This is a genomic window from Candidatus Saccharimonadales bacterium, assembly GCA_036388415.1.
Taxonomy (GTDB): Bacteria; Patescibacteriota; Saccharimonadia; order Saccharimonadales; family UBA4665; genus UBA4665.
The window spans coordinates 891362-915243 of record DASVRW010000002.1 but is presented as its reverse complement, the minus strand read 5'-3'; the positions used below and the strand labels follow the sequence as shown (position 1 = coordinate 915243).

Here is a 23882-nt window from a genome sequence, read left to right as displayed (position 1 = left end):
ATTTATAAGTTGGTTTTTGATACAAAACGTACTGCTACGCGGTACTTTGAAGCTGACGATCGTTAGTAACGCCAAATCTGTACTCATCACTATTAACGACGTAGACAGTGGTGAGCAATTATTCAGCCGACAGGTAGTGCCGGGCGAGACTATCAAGCAACGTTTCCCAGCCGGTAGTAAAACTATTGATGTACGTACTGATGATCGACAAACGATTGCATCAGTTGATATAGTTCGAATGAAAACATCTATAGTCGATATAGAATTGAATCCTGAAGTGACTCTCAACAAAGTCGGTTCGGGCAGTCTCGGGTGTGACATACTCCAAGACAATACGCTCTATAGCTACGCGTGTGCGAGCAAAAGCTTGGTCATGAAGCACAATAACCCTTTAAATGCCTTTGTCGCTAATACACCTTTGTATAACGGAGCATCGCAAATATCCGGAGCTTTTCCCTACAAAAACGGCGTAATTGCAAGTTTCGAGCAATCAGATGGGAATTCTATTGAATATATTGATACGACTACAAATATGACAGGGAATATTACCTTGCCATCAAAGTCTTCAGAAGGAGAATATTCGATCATTGTAGATAATTTTAGTGATGATGAACATTTCGTATTAGTCGACGATCAGAATGGCAAAGCTTACGTATACAAATCTGTCACCGATACATCACCCGTGCCGATAAATTTACCCGATCAAAAAAATTCAGAAGGATCGAGTCGTGCGTATCAGCTACTTAACGGCATATTTACAGTTACAATTGGGCAACCAGACATTGCAGGTGACGATGATCAAAGTATTGTTCACAAAAACATCATTACCCTCTATGACATAGGCACCGGAGAGCTTAAAAGGACTGTCGAATTTCCAGATCGTATTCGCATAAATAGTGCGCAATTAATTGATCTTAACACTGTCGCATTACTCGATAGCAAAGGACTTATGGTGTATTCAATCGAGAATAAACCTCGGCAAGTGTTCTACTCTCATAATATAAATGATTTTCATACGACAGGCGGAAAATTATACTTTACGAGGAATAACAATATTTTTACATACGATAATATGACTAGCCAAGCATATAGAGTTTTTAGCAGTAAGCGACAAACTGTTTCAAAATTATCAAGTACACGCGGGCAGTTCACCTTCAACGCATTTACAAATAACGATACGTCAGGCAACCTAAGTAGCTACGCACTGACCGCCACACCCCTCACATCACGTCGATTAGAAGACACATTACCATATAAATCATCTGATGATTTACCGATTATTCAAATGGATTACACTTCTGACTCAATCAAGGTTCAACTAGCCCTAACGTCATTTACTTCCGACAGGGCAACTGGCAAAATTACCTATGATCCATCAGAATTTGAAAATGCAAAAAAACTTGTGCTTACTCGTATAACGGAAGATGCGATACCTATACCTGTCGAGCGTATATTTTTCACTCAGTAAAGTTAGTCATGAGGTTGCAGCGGTATAATCGTGCACTTGTCCATAAAGTGGTGGATCACGACATCAGCATCAGTCGTCGTGATAAAAGTCTGATAATCCTGTAGATAATTGGTGAGCGCCTGCCTCCGCGCGCCGTCGAGCTCGCTGAAGACGTCGTCGAGCAGCAGGAGCGGCCGGACAGCCCGTGACTGCTCAATGAGTCGCAGTTCCATGACTTTCAGCATAAGCACGGCCGTACGCGTCTCTCCACGTGAGGCGGACGTCTGCGTCGTACGACCCCGAATCAGTACGGTGACGTCTTCGCGGTGCGGCCCTGCGCCAGTGAAGCCGCGGGCGACATCCAGTGCAAAGTTTGTTTCCAGTGACCGGAGCAGGGCAGAGCCGTAGCCGTCCGACGGGAGTTTGGTTTCATAGCGCAGCTCAACCGTCGTATCGTGCTGCGCCAAACTGCTATAGAGTTCGCTGGCAGCTTGGTTGAGCGTTTCGAGCAGCTGCAGCCGGGCCTGCATTATATTGCCACCAAGTTCGCTGAGCCGAATATTCCAGGGAAATATTTGTGTGGACGCATCCATGCCAAGCCGCTTGAGCAGCGTATTGCGCTGCGTCAGCACCCGGCGATAATCTCTGCGCAGCCGGGCGTAATCTGGATCGATCTGCTCCAGCAGGTCATCAAGGTAGCTACGCCGCAGTTCCGGCGAGCCCGTCAGCATATACAAATGGTTCGGTTCAAATATAACGGCTGGCAAGGTTTTGGCGGGCATAAGCCGGCGAAAGATGCGGCCTTCGATCTCATATGTTTTGGTTGTTTTCGTAGCTGCGGCGTCCTGAACGATCTTGACGGTGCGAATATCACCATCAACATGGGCGTCGATCCTGGCCCATGGTTGGTCATACTGAATCAGCTCGGCGTCTTTGGCGCGGTACGAGGAGCCGCGGGCTGTTACGAGTATTGCCTCTAGTAAATTGGTTTTACCACTACCGTTTGAGCCGACGATAATATTGACAGCCGGCGTGAATTCAAATGTTTCGTCGTCGTACGACCGGAAATGCTGCAGGCGAATATCGGATATCATTACTAAAGTATACAAGCTTAAACTCAAAACCTCCTTCGGGTCCTGTCAGCCGTTCCGCCCCTAAAATTTTTCGTATTAACGAAATAATTTTGGGGCCGCCCCGACGACTGCCACCCGCAGACGAGGTTTCATTCCTGCTCGTATACTAGCTTGGCTAGCGGCACAGTACGACAGACAGAGTTACCGTCTCGAAGTGAAGCCCGAACAGTGATCCGATGAGACCATAAGGCTCAGCGGGCACTGTCCGGCGCGTGAACGCTCTGTCTGTCGTACTGTGTCGCTATATCGTCGTGTATGTACGAGCAGTCTGTCGGCCGTAGACGAGACTTCAAATGACTTTTAAGATTTCAGTGGCATGATGATGTGCAGGTAGTCACTATTGCCGGAATCGCGCAGCAGAGTTGGCTCCAGCTTGCCATTGAAGCAGAATTCGACTTCGTCACTGCCAAACGCATGCAGCGCATCCAGCAAATAACGGGAGTTGAGCGTGATACTGCCTGATCCAGTGATTGCTCCAGATGCGGCGGCAGTGTTTTCGCCAAGCTGTGAGGCCACAGAGCGTATGCTCAGCTCGTTTTTAACATCGTCAACGTTAATGGTTACGCTTCCGGCTGATTCGCGCGCAAACAGGCTGGAAACCTTTGTGACGTTAACTAGATCAGCCCGTTTGACCCGCGCGACAACCGCAAAATCCGCTGGAATCAGTTTGCGGTAATCCGGATACTTCCCTTCAATCAGGCGGGCAACCAGATCGACATCGTTGGCTTGGAATAAAATTTGCTGGTCATCGTGCGTTACCTGGACGTTATCGTCGTAGTCGCCGAGTATGCGCAGCAAATCTTGAATAGCAGTTGCCGGGATCAACAGCCTGACATCCTGACTGTTGGGGCCAAGGTTCTTTTCTGCTAAGCGGTAGCTGTCCGTGGCAGCAGCGTACAAATTACCTTCGGTTGTTTGCAGTAGTACACCGGTGAGTACCGGGCGGGATTCGTCCGAGCTGGCGGCCATGATGACTTGTTGCAAACCTTTTTTGAAGGTAGACGCATTGATCGTCCAGGTACGGCTTTGCTCGCTGTCGGCACTAATGGCTGGCATAACAGGGAAGTCGTCAGCCATCACACCATTCACGACTGACTGGTACTGGTCAGTTGTGATATGCAGCTTATGATCCTCCAGCTTCAGCTCGATGACACCAGCCGGCAAACTGTTGATGAAGTCCTGCATCAGCCGGGCAGGGACGGTAATAGCACCTTCTTCGGACACCTTGGCACCAATATGCTGAGTAATCGCGATATCTAGATTGGTTGCTGAAATGCTCAGCCGGTTATCGACGGTTTTTATGAGCACATTGGCAAGTATCGGTAATGTTCCACGTGCACTGGCGACTCGAGCGACAATGCCGAGAGCTTTGTTGAGGTTTTCCTGGGTGACCTGCAGCTTCATGTTAATTGCTCCTTACTATATCTTTATATACTTAGTAGTAGTTATTGTAGGGGGTGTGGATAGGGTGGATAAATGTCTGACGGTATCTGTAAATTGAGCAAAAAAATCATAGGATGAGGTGTGGGTAATGGACAGGTAAGGCGGCGCTATCTGGACTAGTTTACGCACAGCCCAGCCAGCATGTCGCTTCAGGTATGTGTGTAAGTGCTTATTTCGTACACACGCATCCCGTATGGTGTGCACGGCTTTTCCCCAGATTTGAACAGGTTGTGCACAGCGTATTGAATTCAAATGAGTAAAAAAGCAAATTGCAAAAGTAGCTATTTTCGGCTGCACGTGTAGAAAGGGATGTGAACGGACGGCAATTGGTATATGAGATTTATGCATACAGCAGTTCCTTGATATCGTTGATAGCCTCACGGATAGTATTGTCGACGTGGATTTCCTTCTCGATCTTTTCAACTGAGTGAATAGCGGTAGTATGATCCTTGCGGCCGAGTTCACGGGCAATCTTCGGAAAGCTGAGGTGCAGTTCGCTGCGCAGGATATACATCGCGACTTGCCGGGGCATAACGATGTCCTTATCACGTTTGGCGCTCAAGATTTCATCGACGCTGATGGAAAAGTGCCGGGCAGTCCGCTCGATGATCTGTTTGGCGCTGATGTGCTTCGGGCGTGTCTTAGCGCTGCCAAGCAGCCCGCTGACAATAGCTAGGTTGGGTTCGATGGCGCGCATTTCACAAAACGCCAACAACTGGTTGAGTGCACCCTCGAGTTCGCGGATGTTCGTCTGTATGTGACTCGCTAGGTATTCAACTACGTCCGGCGGCAGCTCAACGGCATGGGTGCTGGCTTTGGTCTGAATGATTGCGCAGCGAGTTTCAAAATCCGGAATTTGCATATCAATACTCATACCCCAGACAAATCTTGATCGCAGGCGATCTTCGAGCCCCGGAATGTCGGACGGCGGTTTATCGCTGCTGATAATAATCTGCTTGTTTCCCTGATGAAGGGTGTTAAAGGTATGGAAAAACTCTTCCTGAGCCTTTTCTTTGCCGGCAATAAACTGCACATCATCGACAATCAATACATCGGCTGTCCGGTACACCTCTGTAAAGTCAGATATTTTCTTGAACCGCAGTGCCGTTACGAATTCCTGCAGAAATTGTTCGCTTGAGACATAGACGATACGAGCCGAGCGGTTATTCGCCAGTACGGCATTACCGACAGCCTGCATCAGGTGTGTCTTGCCGATGCCGACACCGCCGTATAGAAACAACGGGTTGTATTTGGTACCAGGGCTGGTCGCAATCGCCTGGCAGGCGGCGTAAGCAAGTTCGTTGCCGGAGCCTTCAATAAAATTTTCGAAGGTGTAGCGTTCGTTGAGGCCTTGGCGGTAAGTTGTATGCCCGGAACCGCCGCCGCTTGTCGAGCTGGCGAGCGGGGTTGATTTATAATCAGTGCTGTATTTGGAAGCGGGCCGGGCCATGGCGTCAGCTGGTCTCGGGGCAGGCGTCAGCTGCTGCGGTCGGTTGTCTTGCAGTGTCATCGGATCTTCGGCAGGTTGTTTTTTGGCGGCAGAGGTATAAATCTTGTATTCGATCTTTTCCGGCGTGACGCCGTTCTTTTGCAGTGTTTCAACGATCAGCGTCGTGTATTTACGTTCCAGCTGCTGTCGGATAAAGACGTTCGGGACGCCGATGATCGCCACATCGTTGTCGCACTTTAGTAGCTGTGTCGGCTTGAACCATGTCATAAAATTACCGCGGGAAACCGAAAGTTCGATCTCGCCCAGTACGGCCTGCCACAAATTACCCGAATGCATTCGCTATTACCCTCCGCCTGTCTATCAGCTGCTTATCCCACATGTCAATGTGTGCCTAGCGCCTACTATAGTCGATTTGGGGGGACTTTTCCACAAGCAATTTTTCATTATGAAAGGCAGGGAAGGGGTGACAGCGGTTTGTACCGTATTTGTGCACAGCCGCGCTCCTCATCTGATAATCTGTGGATAAGTCTTGGCAAAAAGAGGAAAACTTGGTAAAATTAGTGGGTTAAATACGGGGTAAACGTTGTTGAATGTGTAACCTAGGCATTGTGAAAACTACGCCGACCGTACATTAATGCTCAGTCTAGACAAAAGACTGGTAGGTAAGTAATGCCTACGCTTGCACCGAGAGACGTTAGTCGTTACTATATATCAATGATGACATTTTGCTAATCTATGCAAATGTTTAACTAACTACAAACCTAAGGACATATATGCCAAAGCGAACCTACCAACCAAAAAAGCGCCACCGATCACGAGTTCATGGCTTTATGAAGCGCATGGCGACTCGCGCTGGCCGTTCGCTTTTGCAGCGCCGCCGCAACAAGGGCCGCCGCAAGCTATCAGCGTAGAGATGCGCGGCTGCCCTTTTGTTCGTATTTTGTACATTTACGAATAATCTACACCAACGTATCTTGGAAAATTATGATCATCCGCGCACATAGATTCCATGGTTATAACGCGCTCCGTCACGCTTATGGCCGTGGCCAGACCGTCCGCGGACCGCTTTTGGCTGTCAAATATCTACATAACCCCAAGCGGTCATCGTATCGAGCCGCCGTAGTAGTTAGTCGTAAGGTTCACAAGTCAGCTGTCGTGCGTGGGCGGATACGGCGCAGAATATATGAAGTTATCAGGGGTCAGGAAGCGCACATAGCTGCGCCGTACGATATTATTATTACTGTCTTTAGCGAACAGCTTGCCACGATGCCAGCGGCTGAACTGTGCGAGGCGGTTATTCAGCAGCTCGAGCGGGCCGGTATCGTATCAGCCGTAGGTACTAGCTCACACCTTCGGCCAGATGGACAATCGCGTGCTATAGTAGATAGTAAGGAGCGCACTTAAATTATGTTTACTACTTTTATTGTGCAGCCCATTTTTAACCTGCTGGTACTGATTTATGCAGTGCTGCCTGGTCATAATTTTGGTCTGGCGATTATTATCTTTACAATCATCATCCGCTTATTGCTGTGGCCATTAGTCAAAAAGCAGTTGCACCAGGCAAAACTGATGCGCAAGATTCAGCCTGAACTGAAGAAGATCGCCAAGCAAACCAAAGGCGACAAAGTGAAACAGGGCCAGATGCAAATGGAGCTCTATAAGGAACGGGGCATCAATCCGTTTAGCTCAATCGGCGTCGCTTTACTGCAACTACCGGTGCTCATCGGCCTATATATTGGACTGCAGCGCGTCATTAAGGACCCGAACCAGATGGTCGACTTTGCCTATCCGGCACTGCAAAACCTCGGTTGGATGCAACAGCTGTCTGACAATATTAAATTATTCGATAGTTCCCTGTTTGGCATTGTCGACCTCGGCCGGGCCGCCATTGGGCCACAAGGCCTGTATGTACCGGCATTGATCATCGTGCTGGCCAGTGCTGTCACCCAGTATTTCCAGGCCAAGCAGCTGATGCCAAATGACAAAGACGCTCGCAGCCTGCGAGCCATCATGAAGGACGCTGGTGCCGGCAAGCAGGCCGATCAATCGGAGGTCAGCGCCGCCATTGGTCGCAGTACCCGCTATATTTTACCCGTGATGATATTCGTGTTCACCGTCAATATCGCTTCGGCGCTTGGCCTGTACTGGTTTATCGGCGGACTGGTAGCATTCATCCAGCAGTCTATCGTGCTCGGTGGGGACTCCAAGGAGATGGAAGAGCTGAGCGAGAGCGGTACGAGTAGTTCTAGCAAGAAATCCGGCAAAAATACGAAAGACACGATGGCCATCCCGGAAGCAGAGATTATCGATTCAAAATCATCAAAATTAGCAGACAAAACGGACATGCTAGCGGCAAAATCATCCAAAAAAACAAAATCGTTCCAACCAAAATCCGGCTCCACCGTCACTAGTGTGACGTACGGTAAGAAGCAAAGGAGGAGATAATGACTGCAGACGATAGCGTACAGACAGACGAAGACGGCACAGCTGGAGCTCCCGCAGCGAGCTACAAGCACGATTCAATTGACGAAGCGATATTATTTGCCCGCAAGTACCTCGAAGACATCCTGTCGTTTTTCGGTATCAATACTGACGTACACGCGACAACTGAGGATGATGAGGTCATCGAGCTCGACATACCATCGACGCATCTGAACGGATTTCTGATCGGTCAGCATGGTGATACGATGCGAGCCTTACAGTTTGTCGTCAGCAGTGCACTCAAGAACAATAATTACCGCTACACCCGCGTCAATGTTGACGTCGCTGCCTACAAAAAGCAGCGGGCCGATCGGCTGGCAGAAACTGCCCAGGATTGGATTAAAATTGTCCAGGATAGCGGTGAGCCCTATGCTTTAAGGCCGATGAACGCCGCCGATAGACGAATCGTCCATAAAGTAGCGGGGGAAGCGGGCCTCACTACCGAATCAGTTGGCGAAGGACGTGAGCGGCATATTATACTAAAGCCAGCGGCAATTGATGACGACAAAACTTCTGCAGCTACTGAAGAGGAGTAAATTTTCGTTACGCACCGAGCGCTTTATTATAGACGTCGAGCGTCTGCCGCGCCATGCGCTCCCAGGAATAGCCAGCAGCCTGCAAACCACCTTTCTGTATCAGACCATTGCGTAATTTTTGGTTAGTTAAGACGTCATTCATGGCTTTTGCTATGGCTGGCACATCCAGCGGATCAAAATAGTGAGCAGCGTCGCCGTAGACTTCCGGCAGACAGGTAGCATTACTACTGACGACTGGCGCGCCGTGTATCATCGCCTCCAGACCTGGCAGGCCGAAACCTTCACTGAGCGTCGGAAAGACATATGCCTGGCAGTTTTCGTACAGCCAGCGTAATTGACCTTCGCTGACGAAACCCGTAAAGATCACGTCAGAGATGCGACGCTTCTGCACGTCTTCATAGTGTTGTTCGTACAGCGGGTCGGTTTTGCCGGCCAGCACCAGCATCAGATCGGGCTGCGTCTGTTTAAGCAGCTCAAAAGCATCGATAAGTCTGCCAAGGTTTTTGTGCGGCAAAGGCCGGCCAAGATACATCACAAACCGCTTACCTGCCACTGCCGAAACGGGTTCGGGTATGTCCTCAATTTTGTCAGCTGCTTCGTAGGTCACGGTAATTTTATCGGGCTTTACACCGGTGTAGTTGACAATATCCTGCTTCACGAAGTCTGTTGGCGTCAGAATTACTGCCGACTTACGGGCAACATACTTGTTCACACCTTTGTATATTTGCTGCTTTATAGTAAAAGACACAACGTTTTTTGAAGGGTTACGGAAGCGAATGGTCGTCAGATCATGCATCGTTGTCACGCTGAGCCCGTGGTAGCCGATAGGCTGCTGTACCATGCCGAAGTGCACGAGATCAGGCTTCAGGTCTTGGATCTGTCCAAGTAGGCCGAGCTGCTCATCGAATGTAAATTCCTGGTGAGGGCACGTGACTTTACGAAATCGGGGGCTAACGAATTCGTAGACCCTCATATCGCGCGGCTTAAGCAAAACAGTATATTCATGGCCGGTCGCCTGCATGGCATCGATTTTATCGAGATACTGCAGCAGCCGATACATGTAGCGACCAGTTGTCGTCGTATATTCTCGGGCGTCTATAACGATGTGGCTCATAAGCCACTACCCTTGCTCGTCCCTACATCCTGATCGTTGTGTTGTCGGCCAATAAGTCTCCACCAGAAAGATCGTAGACGGCGTAGGGCGGTCGCGTTCGGAGGCAAGTCATGTGTCATGATGCTCCATATGTAGTCATCGGAAACTCGTTTGCGTTTTTGAATTGATTTACGCTGACTGGTCTTCCGAAGTATTAACCATGCCGCCTTAAAATAGCCAGTGCAAGCAGCTTTGATATTTCCACTAAAAATAGCTCGAAGGAAAATAAGATTGTGGGCAATTATAAATCTCCAACTAACCGACCATAGATACTTAGTAGGTACATTCTTCCATAAAACTAAAGGTTGGTTTTTTAAGGTTTGCAACGTAGTGAAGCCGTGAATTCTAGAGCTAGTTGAGCCAGTGGCATGATAGACAACCGATTGTGGGACATAGCCTACTTTCCAGCCCATTAGCTGCATTCGAAAGCCCAAATCAACGTCTTCGTAGTAGGCGAAGAAATCTTCGTCAAGCAGACCTACGTCCGCTATGGTTTTTGTACGATATAGACTGGCAGCGCCACTAGCGGCGAATATTTCGGTATCCATATCATATCTTGATATATTCGAATTAGATCTACCTCGTGGATATGGTAATCCCCAAACAGAGTAAAATTCTCCGCTACTATCTAACTTGTTTTTTTTTATGTCCTGCACCTTGCTGGCCGCTGCGCCGTAATCCTGATGGGAATCTAAAAATGTAACAAGTCGTTCCAACCAACGAGGGTCGGCTACGGCGTCATTATTAAACGGAGCAGTATAGGATGCCCCTAATTCTAATGCTCTTTTAAAGCCTGGGTTTACTCCTCCTGCATAACCTTTGTTGTTGCTATGTTTGATGATTTCAATGAGCGGGAATTTTTTAAGAAGATTTTGAATCGAATCGTCCGTGGATGCATTGTCCACGATTATAATATGAAGCGGTGTAGTTTGGAGTACTAACGAGTCAACGGCTCTTAACAGGCCGTCACCGCCATTGATATTTGGGATGACGACTACAGGGGATTGAATCGACTTATTCATATCGTTACCTTATAATACCTTACAACAGATGAACCGACTAAGCAGAATATTCACGAAACAAAACCGTGCCCTACTGGCTGAATTAGTGCGCACTGATTTCAAGCTTCGTTATCAAGGATCAGCATTGGGGTATGCTTGGTCATTGTTACGGCCACTACTAATATTTGTCATTTTGTACATAGTTTTTGCTCGCTTTTTGAAATTGGGCGATGACATCCCTCACTATCCGGTGTACCTACTTTTGGGTATAGTAGTATGGAATTTTTTCACAGAGATGACTCAGCAAAGTTTGGGGTCAATTGTTGGACGTGGCGATCTAATACGTAAGATTAGTATTCCTAGGTGGATTATTGTATTTAGTAGCAGCATTTCAGCATTGATAAATCTCGGACTTAATCTAGTTGTCGTAAGTATATTCATGGTGATTAACCATGTCGATGTGTACCGTACACTACTATTTGTACCCCTTATTCTAGTAGAAGTGTACTTATTTGCACTTGGCATATCACTATTCTTCGCTGCTGCGTTTGTAAAATTTAGAGATCTTGGGTATATCTGGGAAGTGATTTTACAGGCTGGTTTCTATCTCACCCCGATCATTTATCCATTGTCTAAAATAACAGACTTGAACTTACAAAAGCTGATATTCATGAGCCCAATGACACAAGCCATACAAGATATTCGATATAGTTCAATTACTCATGAAACAATTACCATCCATAGAATATTCGATGGCGGCTGGTATGGACTAATTCCATTTGCCATAGTCATCCTAGTATTGGTAGGCGGTGTAGTCTATTTTAGAAGCCAAGCTAAAAGTTTTGCGGAGAATATTTAATGAAAGACTATGCAATACATGTCGACCACCTTAGTAAGACTTTTAAGTTACCCCATGAACGACAAACTTCTGTCAAAAGTGCTTTAATACATAGGTTTCGAGGTGGCCGACGCAGTTTTGAGCAACAACATGTACTTAAAGACATTTCTTTTACAGTCAAAAAGGGAGAATTTTTTGGCATAGTTGGACGAAATGGCTCAGGAAAAAGTACGTTACTCAAAATACTGGCAAGTATATATATGCCAACAGAGGGGAGTGTGAAAATCAATGGTTCATTAACCCCGTTCATTGAGTTGGGCGTCGGCTTTAACCCTGAACTAACAGGTCGCGAAAACGTGTTTCTGAACGGTGCTCTACTTGGATTCAGTAGAAAAGAAATGTATGCGATGTATGAAGATATAGTTGCTTTCGCAGAGATCGAAAAATTCATGGATCAAAAGCTCAAAAATTACAGTAGCGGTATGCAGGTTAGGCTCGCGTTCGCAATTGCAATCAAGGCACAGACAGACATCCTGCTTCTCGACGAAGTATTAGCTGTAGGCGATGCTGATTTTCAAAGAAAATGCTATGACTACTTCATGTCTTTAAAGAAAAAAAAGCAAACAGTAATACTCGTAACTCATGACATGGGGGCGGTTAGACAATACTGTGACCGAGCTGTAATGATCGAAAAAGGTCAAATTGCTAAATCGGGTACTGCCGAAGAGGTTGCGCAGGAATATCAAAAGTTGTTCATAGATGCCTCTAGTGATGAAGTCGAGGTTGAAAGTGATGTTTGGGGCGAAGGCGGTATGGTCGTGGACAATACCTCGGTTAAAGTTACTGATGACGCAATAGAAGTGATTACGTCCTACACGGCTTCAAAAAACCTCCCGCCACCAGTTTACGGTTTTGTCCTGTATAACCAAGCAGGAGTCAATGTTCTAGAAGCAAACACGATCAAGGAAAAATTAAAGACAATCTCGGTCAAACAAGGTGATTCTCTAAAGTTGTCTTGGAAAATTCCAAACATGCTTCCCGACGGGACATTCACTCTAAGCGTAGCTTGCTGTGATCAATCAACGACACACTTTTATCAGTGGGTTAATAATGCAGCAACATTCAAGGTTAGAAAATACACTAAGACCGCGGGAATTGTTGACCCAGAAATTAAAGTTAATATTGCAAAGGTCTGACATGTCAAAAAAACGGACGAAGTTGGAAAACGATTATGAGCGAATGGTACCAGAGTTCCACAAGGGTCATTTAATATACGCTGAGCACCTGACTCGATATCTAGCGGCCAAGCCAGTCGTCGAAAACAAGGTCGTTTTAGACATCGCTAGTGGTTCAGGCTACGGGACTAAATTGATAGCAGAATCTGCAAAATTTGTATATGGGGTGGACGTCAATGAGGACGCGGTTAAATACTCTCAAGAAAATTACGACGCGAAAAATATCGAGTACCGGGTAGGTGACGGCGAATCAATACCCTTAGAGGAAAATAGTGTCGATGTGGTAATTACTTTTGAAACCATCGAGCACATCAAGGATTATAAGAAGTTTCTAGACGAGGTTCAGCGCGTCCTTAAGCCTGATGGGGTAGCGTTAGTTTCTACGCCAAATGATGTAGAGTTTGCAGAAGGTAATCACTTTCATTTACATGAATTTGAGTACAACGAACTGACATCGCTCCTTAAGAAGTATTATAAAAATATTGAGCCATACTTCCAGTCAACATGGAAATATGTAGCCGTGGGAAGTGAAACGCAACTCAATAGTGACGTAAATTGTAAGTTGCTGAACCTGACTTCGAAAACTCGCGAGCAACATTTATATTTTTACCTAGTGTGTAGTAATAGAAAAATTGTGGAAAAAGTTGAGTATGTTGGAGCTCTAGGCGAGCATTATAGCGATCGTCAACTCCATGAGCAAGACCTAATACATTTAGGCAAAGAAGACTGGGCGTCTAAAGAGATGGATCGTTTACATAAAGACTTGATACATTCACAGCACTTACTAAAGTCTGAGCAAGCAATGAATGCAGTAATATTAGCAGAATTGAATGACATAAAGAATTCAAAAGCTTGGAAATCAGTTACGCGCATACATAGAATTAAACATGCTATAACTCGTAAGAATAAATAGCTAGCTAGTCGGATCGCTGTTTAGTACCACGCTATTCCTTCATATTTCCATCCAGCACTCATGAGCTGAGCTTTCTCGGAATCACTTACAGTGTAGAAATGCCTTTGTCCGATAACCAATCTATGCACCGGAATGGTCGATTGCGTACTTGTAGGATTTGCGTACCACGCTATTCCTTCATATTTCCATCCAGCACTCGAAGCGTTCATGGCCTCTGTAATATCGGCAGTAAAGAAGTGAGCGGAATTTTTAAACATTCTATATACGGTATAATCATTCGGCTGTTTGTAGCCAAAAGATATGCTTTCAAATCGTGTCGAATTATAAGCAAGGAGTAACGATTCATTAGGATCTGCGGTATAGAAGTGTTTATTATCTATATAGAAACGAAATGTTTGAGGTGTTGTTGCATCAACATACCATGCTATTCCTTCATATTTCCAACCAAGCGATAGTAGCTGATTCCTCTCATTAATCAAACTTGTATACACGTGATCAGATCCGTTAGTAATTCTAAACACAGGTGTAGTAGTCTGACTGACAGGGGCATTTAATAGCACTCCTTCATTGACCCAGCCAGCGCGAAGAAGAGTGTCATTTTCGGAAAGATCCTGTGTGTAAATATGATGACCGGCCTTGCTTAACCGATAGACATTGAAATGATTTGCCAATGGAGTGGGTTGGCTCCCTAGCGCACTAGGCGTATTGAATGCTACACCTTCGTACGTATATCCTAAATTAATCAGGGCATCTTTTTTACCGGCATCTGCTACGAATACGTGACCGTTGGTCGAAGATAATCGATAAATTGGATAAGTAGCGTTTGTATTCGACGATCCTGGGTACGCGTAAAATGCCACACCCTCGTACGAGTTACTCGAGTTTTGCAATATGGATGTTTTTTCTGACTCGCTCGTAGTATAAAAGTGCTCTTTAGCCAGCTTAAATCTATACACCGGAATTAAACCAGGTTGTTGTGCGGTAAAACCATAAAACGGTTGACCGTTGTACATATACAGACTATTGCTAATTGCAGTGTCTCGCTCACTATTGCTAATCGTTAGGAAGTTACTGTCGCTAAAGACATTATTCAGCTGCCAAACGCATGCAACACCAGATCTTCGAGAATTACATACTGGTGGAGAATAGGTCGTACTACCAAACCATTCCCTGTAGTATAGCCAGAAATTTCTATTTCCATACGCTCCACAAGGCGCCGTACCATATCCGGCTGCAAGTGTTTCGGCGTTCGGCTGATATGGAGTATAAGTGTATAGTGCAGCGGTGGCTTGTGATGATATATTTACACCACTTGATCCACACGTTGGATCTGGATGGTATTGTATTGAATTTACTCCGGGCTTTTTGTAGGGCCACCATGGCTGACCCATATTATCTAAATAGTACCGCATTAAAGAGGCCGCTTCTGAAATTTGTATTGAAAATCCGGCATAGTTCGGATCACAATTCGCTGATCTATTTGGACCGCTATCAGGACAATGTGCTCCCATAGCATAAGTATATTGGCTAGCAAAAGGCCAGCTGTCATTTGTCAACGGCCCCGCGGATTCGGCGCGTATCTTAACTAAAAGTACTTTAGGACTGATACGATATCGCTGTGCTGCATTGTATATCAACTGAGCAGCGCTAGTACCTCCTGTGAATGCGCCACCACCGTGATTGAAGCTGTTGTCAGGTACGCCTGGTCCGGGACTAGTCTTCGGAACTTCGTGATAGTTTTTTAAACAAACATAAGGAGGCGCTGGCCATCCCTTTATCTGCGTTGCATATTGAGCGCGCGTCAAATCAGGACGGCCATAATTGGCAGCAGGTTGGTTACCATAGGTATCACAATCAGGTACTAAATTATTCAAAAACGCTTGTATCTGATCAACTGAGAGACTATCAGCGTCCGAAAAGTTGTGATCATCTATAATCTTGCCGGCCTGCCACTCGGAGGTGTCTATAGCGCTCGCTGAAGTAGGATTAGAAATAGCAGCAGTTGATACCAATAAAAGTGCTATCAGTAATATTTTCTTAGTGAGTCGGCTTAGTGCGGTCATAAGATTCTATGATTTATGAAGTTTGATGTTGTAACGCCACCTGACAATACTGTAATCATAATTTTCCAATCGCCGCGTGGCAGCTCACTTGTTGGTATTGAAAAACCGGCGCACGTTGAATAATTGGGGGCATACACTACCGTCACTTGGCGTTTAATCGTCAGTGCGCCACTCGTCAGTTCCAGGTCGCATGTGCCATCACTATATCCAGCCAGCTTGGTTCCGATTACTAACGCATCGTCTTGCCGATTAGCAGAAATTGAGATATTTTCTGAGTTGCTGGGCGGAGTATAATTACCAGTATTTTTAACTGGATTTCCTTTACTATCTAAACTGACGGCATTACCATCAGAATCAATAGTCGCAGCCTTTTTGTCCGCTTGAAATTTTTGATCGTGCTTAACGGCGGTTGACGACTCGGAATGAAATAGATGGGTAACATTTGTTTTTTCTAATAACGTTATAACGAATCCGATTGCTATAAGGAATATGACAGCGCTTAAAGCAACTCTTTTCATACTAATTTTGATTTTTGATACATTATGCATAAGTATATTATATCAAAAGCATACAAGGCGTGCATAGGGTATAATCTATAGATAAAATATGAATATGATAACGCAACGCACCAGTCGATCTCTCGTAAGACGTTTATATACTAAAACTTTATCAATCAAAAGCCGCTTAACTGGTTTTAAATTGCCGAAGCGACTACGCCATCAGTTGTTTCGATATAATAACAAGAATGCCAGGTATGAAAGATACTTCATAGAAAAAAATGGAAACTTCGAGAAAAAATCAGATTACGCAGTTGTATTGCACTTATATCATCCCGAAAGTTGGAGTGAAGTATTCTCGCCCAAGCTACTTACATTGTCTGCCGCTTTGTCTACAGATCTTTACATAACAATGCCGCAATCCAATAAAAAGTATGTATCTGACATAAGGCATGATTTTCCTGCCGCAAATATATTGATCGTGCCAAACAAAGGTCGGGATGTGCTGCCATTTATAAAAGTAGCTTCATTACTCGATACTTTAGGTTATAAAAAAGTTTTAAAAATTCATTCCAAGAAATCTGTACATCGCGAGACCAGTAACACAGCTTCAGCAGGAGGTGGTGATGTTTGGTTGAATAATACGCTTGAAGCATTGATTCCAGATGATAAAACAAAATTAAAAAATATATTAAAGAAACTGAACAGCAATCAGACGGGAATGATTGGTCCGTCAGAATACTTTTACCCAATCAAAATGTATCTGAGGCATAACCGAGAAATTATTCAAGAGTTACTCTATAATGAAGTCGACTCTAGTTTTTTCAGTGCTTCTTCCTCTGAATACATCGACACAATAGGATTTTTTGGAGGGACAATGTTTTGGGTAGACTTGTCAAGTATCAGTACTGTTCTGAACATTTCTTCAAAAAATTTTCAATCAGAGCAAGGACAATTTGACCGTACGACGGCACATGCGCTAGAGAGAGTTTTTTGTATATTACCGCAACTAAAAAGGAAAGATATGATTGGTTCTTCTAGACGAGGTATAGTAAAAATTGAAAATAGTGGATCATCGTTTCCTGATTGGTATTTCGGGGATGTATCAGGCGGCAGGCCACAGATAAGTATCATAGTCCCGGTATATGCTGATTGGCAATCCTTGGCTATTAATATCAAATCATTAATAAAAGAAGTGGGAAATTCGGAGGATGTGTCAGTTCACTATGTTAATGATTGCGGTCCAGACGCTGATATATTAGAAAAAGATATTTTGAATAGCATTACGGGGCTGACTAATTTCTATTACCATCGGAATCCGCAAAATCTTGGATTCGTACAGACTTGCAATCGAGCAGTCCTCAAATTGGTTAATCAAAAAGACGACGTATTACTGCTAAATAGCGACACAAAAGTCACGAAGAACTTTTTGATCGAAATGCGAAAGACTCTCTACTCAGAACCCAAAATCGCTGCCACCACCTCCCGTAGTAACAATGCAACGATTTGGTCCGTTCCGATGACAAGTCGATTAGCAAATTATAAATCAGCTTCATACACGCTTTACCGTCTAATTAAACGAAAACTGCCTGAAAGATATATAACGCCAACCATTCATGGTTTTTGCGTACTCATACGACGAGAAGTGATAAACAAATACGGTTTGTTTGATGAAATTTATGGCAAAGGGTACGGCGAAGAAAATGATTTTGCGATGAGACTCAGAAGTAAAGGATGGAAATGCGCGGTTGCAAACCACTCATATGTTTTCCATTATGAATCTCGTAGTTTCGGTAAAGATGTACGAAATGCGCAGATTGAACGCAATGAAAAAATCCTCCTCGAAAGATATCCAAATTATCGAAATTTAGTCCAAGAATACTGGGACGGAATCGAGGAGCCTTTTAAATGAAAAAAATCCTATTTTTGTCACATACTGGCGCGGTAACTGGCGGAGCAGAACAATGCTTACTTGAATACGTCGATGTCTTAATCCGCAATGGATATAAATGTACGGTAATGGTTCCTTATAAAGGTCCGATGACAGAAAATCTAGCCAAGAAGAACATTCCTAGTATCGTAGTTGGATATGGATGGGCCACTAAACCTCATAGAAAAGTTCACCCGCATCGCATACTAGCGAGTACTGGAAATTCTTTAGTAAGAATATTTCAAGAAGTAGAAAAATATAAGCCAGATGTGATCATTTCCAACACTACGGTCATACCATGGGGTATGTATGCTGGAAGGGCATTCGGCATCCCGAATATAGTTCTCGTGCATGAAATTTTAAATGAAAAAGATCCATCATTACGAATGGTGCCCGACTATAAACGATATGGTCAAATCCTCAATGATAATTCTGATTACATCATATTCAACTCGCTGTTCGTTAAAAATGAATTCGACAGCAGCTTTGCTTCACCTAAATTAGCAGAAAAGATATTATATCCGTTACCTCCGCTCGATGCAGAGAAAATACGTCAGTTATATAAAAAGAATGAAATTAAAAAAAATATTTCGATTGCAATCTTCGGAGCACTTTCGCCCCGAAAAAATCAACTAGAGGCAGTACAGGCTATTAAGATACTAAGCGATCAAGGTAAAAAATTCATTACTTTAGATTTGTACGGTGATACAGAAGCGGATGCTCGCTATACAAAGCAGCTTAGGAAGTATATCCGCGATAATGGTATAAGTGATCAAGTTAAGATCAAAGGATTCACTTCAGAGGCATATGTACGGATGAACGAATACAATGCTATCTTAAGCACAGCCACCTACGAGCCGTTCGGTCGTACAATAATTGAAGGTCAACTTTTTGGACGGATTGTCGTTACTAATAATACGGGCGGTGGTTTGGAATTAGTTGAGGATAGGCGAACGGGATTTGTCTACACTTCAGGCGATCACGAAAGTCTCGCTAGTACGCTCGATTGGATAATATCACACGCTGAGGAATCAATAGCTATGGCAACAGCGGCGAAACAAATCCAGCTCGATAAATTCTTCAGTTCCGATAGGTATGAAGTCCTTCTTGACGCGGTTGCATACCTCCAACAACACCGTGCGGAATATCGTAATGACAATATTTTTGATCCCACTCTGGCATTATTCCAGCACAACCATCAATTAAATATCAAATACAAAAATATACATCGCCTTACCCATAACCGCTTTACTTACAAAATCAAAGGTAAAGTTATCGCGGTGAAGACTCATTCGAAAAAAATGATAAAGAAGATTATTTAAACTAACCACAATCTAATCTGCATAGCAAACCAGTAAGATATTTTTAATAATTTAACATAAGCCTTATAGTATGAACATGAACTATACTATATCGCGTTTCAAGTTCCTGAATGTCAAGAGTCTACTGCTCCTAATAGTACCGCTTGGGTTCGCTACCGTAGGAATAAATATACTTTCTCAAAGCCATGCCGCAGCAATACCGAGCGTAGTGACTAATACGAGCGTTACTCCAATCTATAGATTTTATAGGCTTGCCGGAGGGCACTTTTTCACTTCCTCAAAGCCAGAACGCAATACCGTTATCAGTACTAATTCCGGATATTCATATGAAGGAACTGCATATTATGCGCATACGGCTCAAGTGGCAGGAAGTTCACCTATTTATCGGCTATACGATAAAGTCAGAGGTTATCATTTCTACACAGTCAATTTTAATGAGTATAATTCGGTTGCCGCCCAAACCAACGCTTACCGGAATGAGGGAATAGCCTATTACGGCATGCCTAATAGTGGGGACGGTTTAACTGCAGTTTACAGACTGTATAACCTGAACCAGGGTATACATTTCTATACAACGACAGCCAGCGAGAAAGAAATTCTAGCCGCCCAGCTGAATACCTATCGATACGAAGGGATAGCTTATTACGTGCCGGATTCAGTTGGAGCGCCTGCTGCTAACTCGCTGTATGTTTCTCCAAGACTGGCCAGTATTAAGGCAAATGACATATTTACTGTTTCAGTCCGTACAAATACTGTCGATAAAATAAATACTGCGCAAGCTTCAATCCAATTTGATCCGACTAAAGTACAATATGTGAGCGTACAGAATACTTCATTGTTTTCTCAGATCGCTGCTACTGACACGAGAACCCCAGGACTGATCAGGATAGCAAGGGGAACTCCAAGTGCGTCTCCTCAAAATGGAGATAGTGAAGTGGTCCGCTTAACATTTCGAATGTTAAGCGTTGATGGACGGGCTACTTTAAGTTTAGATCCCAACGCGACGCTCGGCATCAGTGCTGCTGACAATACGAATGTGCTCAACGTGATTTCAAACTCAGATTTTTGGTCCGAGTAGACCTTGTTATCACACCAATGAGAGCAGGTATACTCCATACCCAGACTTTTTGAGCGGCTCAGCAATTGTGTGCAACTGTTCTCTAGTAATAAACCCTTGTCGGTACGCAATTTCCTCAATACACCCAATTTTAATACCAGTTCGTTTCTCAATGACGCGAATATATTCACTGGCGTCGTTCATACTTTCGAAAGTACCGGTATCGAGCCAGGCCGAGCCGCGGTCCATAGTTTGGACGCTGAGCTTGGCACGCTTTAAATATTCTTCGTTAATGGTGGTAATTTCCAGTTCGCCGCGGTTGCTAGGCTTAATATTCTTGGCAATTTCAACAACGTCATTGTTGTAGAAATACAAGCCGACGACGGCAAAGTTGGATTTCGGCTGAGATGGTTTTTCTTCTATAGAGACGGCATTGCGGTCGGCATCAAATTCGACGACTCCGTAGCGCTCAGGGTCGGAAACTTCATATGCAAAGACGATGCCGCCGTCAGGGTCATTGCAGGCCTGAAGGCTGTCGCCGAATGCTTCGCCGTAGAATATATTATCTCCAAGAATGAGGGCAACCTTGTCACCGCCTATAAACTCTTCACCGATGATGAAGGCTTGGGCAAGGCCGTCGGGGCTAGGTTGGGCAGCGTATTGCAGCGATATGCCAAGTTCAGAGCCGTCGCCGAGGAGGCGCTGAAACTGCGCTTGATCCTGCGGTGTTGTAATGATGAGTATTTCGCGTATGCCGGCTTGCATAAGGGTGCTCAGCGGATAATAGATCATCGGTTTGTCGTAAATCGGCATGATCTGCTTGGATATACCTTTTGTAATCGGGTAGAGACGCGTACCGGAACCTCCGGCTAATATAATACCTTTCATGAAATTTTCTCCTTTTCAACCTCGTATTTTACATATTTAGATAAATCATCTCGCCAACTGCGTAGATCAAGTCCAGATGCCTTGATCTTGCTGAGGTCCATAACGCTCTGCAGTGGGCGTGGTGCTGCTTCTGGTTTAGTCTTGAAGTAGTCGTCTGTCGTGGTGTCAGTAACCGTTAGATCGCTCCTGTCGAGCTCACTAAAGATTGCTCGGGTGATGTCTGCCCATGAAGCTGGATCACCGTCGTTGCTGATATTGTATATGCCGCTTGCCGGCAACGTAGTTAGTAGGTGTGCTACTGCATCAACCAGTGTTGACGTAAACGTCAATCGGCCTATCTGGTCGCCAACGACGGTAGGAGAAATATCTCTGCCGGCAAGCCCGATCATGGTGCGGACAAAATTTTGGCCGTCACCAATCACCCAACTGGTGCGAAGTATGTAGGTTTTGTCGTGTAGTAATGCAGCGACATCGCCGGCTGCTTTGCTCTGCGCATAGACACCAAGTGGTGTCAGCGGTTCATCTTCGCCGTGAGGAGATACCGTCCCGTCAAAAACATACTCCGAAGAGACATGAACGAGAGTAAGATTGTGTGTCATGGCGGCTTTCGTGAGGTTCGCAACACCGACTGCATTGACGCGCCAGGCAATAGCACGGCCCCCTAAGGTCTCGGCGCCATCAACATTGGTGTAGGCGGCAGCATTGAGGATTACAGATACATTCGACCAGTCATACCGTGCTACTTCGTCCGCATTAGTTATATCGAGCTCATCGGAATCAACGGCTGTCGCTTGAGGATATTTCTTTTTGAGCGCTGTGCCTAGTTGGCCCTTGGCGCCAATAATTACAAATTTTACCGGATCTAAAACAGCCACAGCTACACCTCCATCGGTATTACATCTTTTAGCATCGGATGGGCAGTATCCTTGTCAGAAATAATCGCCGTCTCTCGGGCTATCGGCCAGTTAATCTCAAGCGCTAGGTCGAATAGGTTGACGAATGTGTACTGCGCATTGGCTGACCAGTGAGCGTTAACAAGATATGTATACGTTACATTTGGTTCAAGTGTCTGATAGCCATTTGCGACGCCGCGGGGCACAAAGACGGCTACATCAGGAGTAATCTCGAGACTGAGCGTTTGCCCGAAGCTGGGACCTTTGCGCAGGTCTACCCAAGCGCCAAATACTCGGCCGTTGGCGACCGATACGAACTTTTCCCATGGTTCAGCATGTAGTCCTCGCGTTACGCCCAGTTCAGCATTGAATGAAAAATTATTTTGTACTATGTCAAATGAGGGAAGGCCTAAGGCTTCCATTTTTTCTTTCTGATAATTCTCCTTGAACCAACCACGATTATCACCGTGGACGGCTAAATTGACTGTATAAAATCCGGGAATTGCTGTCTCGTGTACTGTTAGTGTGTCCGTCATACGTATACCGTTACTCCGCCCCCGTAGGTTTAGTGGCCCGCTGCCTTATATTTGGCCTCGGTGTCGGACTTCTGTGGTTTCCACCAGGCTTCATTGGCGGCATACCAGTCGATGGTTGCCTGCATACCGTCGCGGAAGTTGGTGTACTTCGGCGTCCAGCCGAGTTCAGTGCGAAGCTTGGTCGAGTCGATAGCGTAGCGCATGTCATGGCCTGGCCGGTCTTTGACGTGTTCAAGCCAGGACTCGTCTTTGCCCATAAGTTCTAAAATTAGTTTGAAGACTTCAAGGTTGTTCATTTCGCCGTCGGCACCTATGAGATATGTTTCACCGATTTTACCCTTTTCGATAATGGCATGGACGCCAGAATTGTGGTCGTCGACATGTATCCAGTCCCGAACATTTTCGCCAGCACCGTACAGCTTGAGTTTTTCGCCGCTCAGGAGATTGGTAATCTGCCGGGGAATAACCTTTTCGACGTGTTGATAGGGGCCGTAGTTGTTGGAACAATTCGAGATAGTGGCCTGCACGCCAAAACTGCGTACCCACGCACGGACCAACAGGTCTGAACCGGCCTTGGTACTTGAATATGGACTCGATGGATTGTAGGGGGTGGTGGCGTTGAATTTTGCTGGATCGTCGAGTTCAAGATCCCCGTATACTTCATCTGTCGAAATATGGTGCAGTCGTTTGCCGTGTGTACGCACAGCCTCAAGAATGCGGTACGTACCGATAAGATTCGTCTCCATAAACGGCCAAGGGTCTTTGAGCGAATTGTCGTTATGCGATTCAGCTGCAAAATGCACAACTATGTCAGTCTCGGCGACCAGCTTATCGATCAGTTCGGCGTCACAAATGTCACCGGTGACAAATTCAATTTTATCCAGGACTGCCGCGAAATTATCAGGGTTGCCAGCATAGGTTAATTTATCGATAACCGTTATTGAATAGTCTGGGTGATTCTGGAGCGTGTAATGCACGAAATTCGAACCAATGAACCCGGCGCCTCCCGTAACAAGCATTTTTTTCATAATGGTATTGTATCCTGTTCTAGTAGCTGTCGTACGTT

The 23882-nt window shown here is 45.2% G+C and carries 22 protein-coding genes; 11 read left to right on the top strand and 11 right to left on the bottom strand.

What is annotated here, in order from left to right; translation table 11 throughout:
* Positions 1-16: 16 nt before the first annotated feature.
* Positions 17-1468 (top strand): hypothetical protein, encoded by a 1452-nt coding sequence (locus VF575_04845; protein ID HEX8182899.1) that lies wholly within the window; start codon positions 17-19, stop codon positions 1466-1468.
* Between the two features lie 2 nt (positions 1469-1470).
* Here the strand turns inward: VF575_04845 and recF are convergent, their stop codons facing one another.
* From recF to dnaA, 3 genes are all read right to left on the bottom strand, one after another.
* Positions 1471-2541 carry a DNA replication and repair protein RecF gene (gene recF, locus VF575_04840; protein ID HEX8182898.1) on the bottom strand — a complete coding sequence of 357 codons (1071 nt, stop codon included), beginning with the start codon at positions 2539-2541 and terminating at the stop codon, positions 1471-1473.
* 339 nt (positions 2542-2880) lie between these two features.
* Positions 2881-3984 (bottom strand): DNA polymerase III subunit beta, encoded by a 1104-nt coding sequence (dnaN, locus tag VF575_04835; protein ID HEX8182897.1) that lies wholly within the window; start codon positions 3982-3984, stop codon positions 2881-2883.
* Between the two features lie 379 nt (positions 3985-4363).
* Complete coding sequence (gene dnaA, locus VF575_04830; GenBank protein HEX8182896.1) at positions 4364-5809, bottom strand: chromosomal replication initiator protein DnaA; 1446 nt, start codon at positions 5807-5809, stop codon at positions 4364-4366.
* Between the two features lie 437 nt (positions 5810-6246).
* Between dnaA and rpmH the strand changes: the two genes are divergently transcribed.
* The 4 genes from rpmH to VF575_04810 all read left to right on the top strand — a co-directional run bounded on the left by rpmH (position 6247) and on the right by VF575_04810 (position 8490).
* Positions 6247-6384, top strand: coding sequence for a 50S ribosomal protein L34 (rpmH, locus tag VF575_04825; GenBank protein HEX8182895.1), 138 nt, complete (start codon positions 6247-6249; stop codon positions 6382-6384).
* A 73-nt stretch (positions 6385-6457) separates the two neighbouring features.
* On the top strand, positions 6458-6877 hold the full coding sequence (rnpA, locus tag VF575_04820; protein ID HEX8182894.1) for a ribonuclease P protein component: 420 nt from the start codon (positions 6458-6460) through the stop codon (positions 6875-6877).
* 3 nt (positions 6878-6880) lie between these two features.
* Positions 6881-7918, top strand: coding sequence for a YidC/Oxa1 family membrane protein insertase (locus VF575_04815; protein ID HEX8182893.1), 1038 nt, complete (start codon positions 6881-6883; stop codon positions 7916-7918).
* The gene (locus VF575_04810) at positions 7918-8490 is read left to right on the top strand and encodes a R3H domain-containing nucleic acid-binding protein (protein ID HEX8182892.1); all 573 of its coding nucleotides are present in this window, start codon (positions 7918-7920) and stop codon (positions 8488-8490) included. The genes VF575_04815 and VF575_04810 overlap by 1 nt, the downstream gene beginning before the upstream one ends.
* Before the next feature lie 7 nt (positions 8491-8497).
* Here the strand turns inward: VF575_04810 and VF575_04805 are convergent, their stop codons facing one another.
* Complete coding sequence (locus VF575_04805; protein HEX8182891.1) at positions 8498-9604, bottom strand: glycosyltransferase family 1 protein; 1107 nt, start codon at positions 9602-9604, stop codon at positions 8498-8500.
* Positions 9601-10665 (bottom strand): glycosyltransferase family 2 protein, encoded by a 1065-nt coding sequence (locus tag VF575_04800; protein HEX8182890.1) that lies wholly within the window; start codon positions 10663-10665, stop codon positions 9601-9603. The genes VF575_04805 and VF575_04800 overlap by 4 nt, the downstream gene beginning before the upstream one ends.
* 28 nt (positions 10666-10693) lie before the next feature.
* Between VF575_04800 and VF575_04795 the strand changes: the two genes are divergently transcribed.
* From VF575_04795 to VF575_04785, 3 genes are read left to right on the top strand one after another with little or no spacing between them, the layout of a single operon-like run.
* Positions 10694-11503, top strand: a complete 810-nt coding sequence (locus VF575_04795; protein HEX8182889.1) for an ABC transporter permease — start codon at positions 10694-10696, stop codon at positions 11501-11503.
* Entirely contained in the window at positions 11503-12678 is a 1176-nt protein-coding gene (locus tag VF575_04790; protein HEX8182888.1) for an ABC transporter ATP-binding protein, read from the top strand. The genes VF575_04795 and VF575_04790 overlap by 1 nt, the downstream gene beginning before the upstream one ends.
* Position 12679: 1 nt before the next feature.
* Positions 12680-13630: a class I SAM-dependent methyltransferase gene (locus tag VF575_04785; GenBank protein HEX8182887.1), complete on the top strand. Its 951-nt coding sequence runs from the start codon at positions 12680-12682 to the stop codon at positions 13628-13630.
* A gap of 20 nt (positions 13631-13650) precedes the next feature.
* On the opposite strand, the gene VF575_04780 is transcribed toward VF575_04785, so the two are convergent.
* Together VF575_04780 and VF575_04775 are read right to left on the bottom strand one after the other, a co-directional pair.
* Complete coding sequence (locus tag VF575_04780) at positions 13651-15693, bottom strand: hypothetical protein (GenBank protein HEX8182886.1); 2043 nt, start codon at positions 15691-15693, stop codon at positions 13651-13653.
* Positions 15690-16241 carry a hypothetical protein gene (locus VF575_04775; GenBank protein HEX8182885.1) on the bottom strand — a complete coding sequence of 184 codons (552 nt, stop codon included), beginning with the start codon at positions 16239-16241 and terminating at the stop codon, positions 15690-15692. The genes VF575_04780 and VF575_04775 overlap by 4 nt, the downstream gene beginning before the upstream one ends.
* Before the next feature lie 58 nt (positions 16242-16299).
* Between VF575_04775 and VF575_04770 the strand changes: the two genes are divergently transcribed.
* The 3 genes from VF575_04770 to VF575_04760 all read left to right on the top strand — a co-directional run bounded on the left by VF575_04770 (position 16300) and on the right by VF575_04760 (position 20520).
* Positions 16300-18102 (top strand): rhamnan synthesis F family protein, encoded by a 1803-nt coding sequence (locus VF575_04770; protein ID HEX8182884.1) that lies wholly within the window; start codon positions 16300-16302, stop codon positions 18100-18102.
* Positions 18099-19442, top strand: a complete 1344-nt coding sequence (locus VF575_04765; GenBank protein HEX8182883.1) for a glycosyltransferase — start codon at positions 18099-18101, stop codon at positions 19440-19442. The genes VF575_04770 and VF575_04765 overlap by 4 nt, the downstream gene beginning before the upstream one ends.
* Before the next feature lie 76 nt (positions 19443-19518).
* Positions 19519-20520, top strand: coding sequence for a cohesin domain-containing protein (locus VF575_04760; GenBank protein HEX8182882.1), 1002 nt, complete (start codon positions 19519-19521; stop codon positions 20518-20520).
* 9 nt (positions 20521-20529) lie between these two features.
* Here the strand turns inward: VF575_04760 and rfbA are convergent, their stop codons facing one another.
* The 4 genes from rfbA to rfbB are packed head-to-tail and all read right to left on the bottom strand — an operon-like array spanning position 20530 to position 23844.
* Positions 20530-21387, bottom strand: coding sequence for a glucose-1-phosphate thymidylyltransferase RfbA (gene rfbA, locus VF575_04755; GenBank protein HEX8182881.1), 858 nt, complete (start codon positions 21385-21387; stop codon positions 20530-20532).
* Positions 21384-22262 carry an NAD(P)-dependent oxidoreductase gene (locus VF575_04750; protein HEX8182880.1) on the bottom strand — a complete coding sequence of 293 codons (879 nt, stop codon included), beginning with the start codon at positions 22260-22262 and terminating at the stop codon, positions 21384-21386. The genes rfbA and VF575_04750 overlap by 4 nt, the downstream gene beginning before the upstream one ends.
* Positions 22263-22264: 2 nt before the next feature.
* The gene (locus VF575_04745; protein HEX8182879.1) at positions 22265-22816 is read right to left on the bottom strand and encodes a dTDP-4-dehydrorhamnose 3,5-epimerase family protein; all 552 of its coding nucleotides are present in this window, start codon (positions 22814-22816) and stop codon (positions 22265-22267) included.
* A 29-nt stretch (positions 22817-22845) separates the two neighbouring features.
* On the bottom strand, positions 22846-23844 hold the full coding sequence (rfbB, locus tag VF575_04740) for a dTDP-glucose 4,6-dehydratase (protein HEX8182878.1): 999 nt from the start codon (positions 23842-23844) through the stop codon (positions 22846-22848).
* Between the last annotated feature and the right edge of the window lie 38 nt (positions 23845-23882).

Coding starts and splice junctions, on each gene's coding strand:
- VF575_04780 (HEX8182886.1), bottom strand. CDS start 15,693: ATGACCGCACTAAGCCGACTCACTAAGAAAATATTACTGATAGCACTT.
- VF575_04815 (HEX8182893.1), top strand. CDS start 6,881: ATGTTTACTACTTTTATTGTGCAGCCCATTTTTAACCTGCTGGTACTG.
- VF575_04770 (HEX8182884.1), top strand. CDS start 16,300: ATGAATATGATAACGCAACGCACCAGTCGATCTCTCGTAAGACGTTTA.
- VF575_04790 (HEX8182888.1), top strand. CDS start 11,503: ATGAAAGACTATGCAATACATGTCGACCACCTTAGTAAGACTTTTAAG.
- VF575_04745 (HEX8182879.1), bottom strand. CDS start 22,816: ATGACGGACACACTAACAGTACACGAGACAGCAATTCCCGGATTTTAT.
- rnpA (HEX8182894.1), top strand. CDS start 6,458: ATGATCATCCGCGCACATAGATTCCATGGTTATAACGCGCTCCGTCAC.
- rpmH (HEX8182895.1), top strand. CDS start 6,247: ATGCCAAAGCGAACCTACCAACCAAAAAAGCGCCACCGATCACGAGTT.
- rfbB (HEX8182878.1), bottom strand. CDS start 23,844: ATGAAAAAAATGCTTGTTACGGGAGGCGCCGGGTTCATTGGTTCGAAT.
- VF575_04810 (HEX8182892.1), top strand. CDS start 7,918: ATGACTGCAGACGATAGCGTACAGACAGACGAAGACGGCACAGCTGGA.
- VF575_04760 (HEX8182882.1), top strand. CDS start 19,519: ATGAACTATACTATATCGCGTTTCAAGTTCCTGAATGTCAAGAGTCTA.
- VF575_04805 (HEX8182891.1), bottom strand. CDS start 9,604: ATGAGCCACATCGTTATAGACGCCCGAGAATATACGACGACAACTGGT.
- VF575_04800 (HEX8182890.1), bottom strand. CDS start 10,665: ATGAATAAGTCGATTCAATCCCCTGTAGTCGTCATCCCAAATATCAAT.
- rfbA (HEX8182881.1), bottom strand. CDS start 21,387: ATGAAAGGTATTATATTAGCCGGAGGTTCCGGTACGCGTCTCTACCCG.
- VF575_04795 (HEX8182889.1), top strand. CDS start 10,694: ATGAACCGACTAAGCAGAATATTCACGAAACAAAACCGTGCCCTACTG.
- VF575_04785 (HEX8182887.1), top strand. CDS start 12,680: ATGTCAAAAAAACGGACGAAGTTGGAAAACGATTATGAGCGAATGGTA.
- recF (HEX8182898.1), bottom strand. CDS start 2,541: ATGATATCCGATATTCGCCTGCAGCATTTCCGGTCGTACGACGACGAA.
- VF575_04775 (HEX8182885.1), bottom strand. CDS start 16,241: ATGCATAATGTATCAAAAATCAAAATTAGTATGAAAAGAGTTGCTTTA.
- dnaN (HEX8182897.1), bottom strand. CDS start 3,984: ATGAAGCTGCAGGTCACCCAGGAAAACCTCAACAAAGCTCTCGGCATT.
- dnaA (HEX8182896.1), bottom strand. CDS start 5,809: ATGCATTCGGGTAATTTGTGGCAGGCCGTACTGGGCGAGATCGAACTT.
- VF575_04765 (HEX8182883.1), top strand. CDS start 18,099: ATGAAAAAAATCCTATTTTTGTCACATACTGGCGCGGTAACTGGCGGA.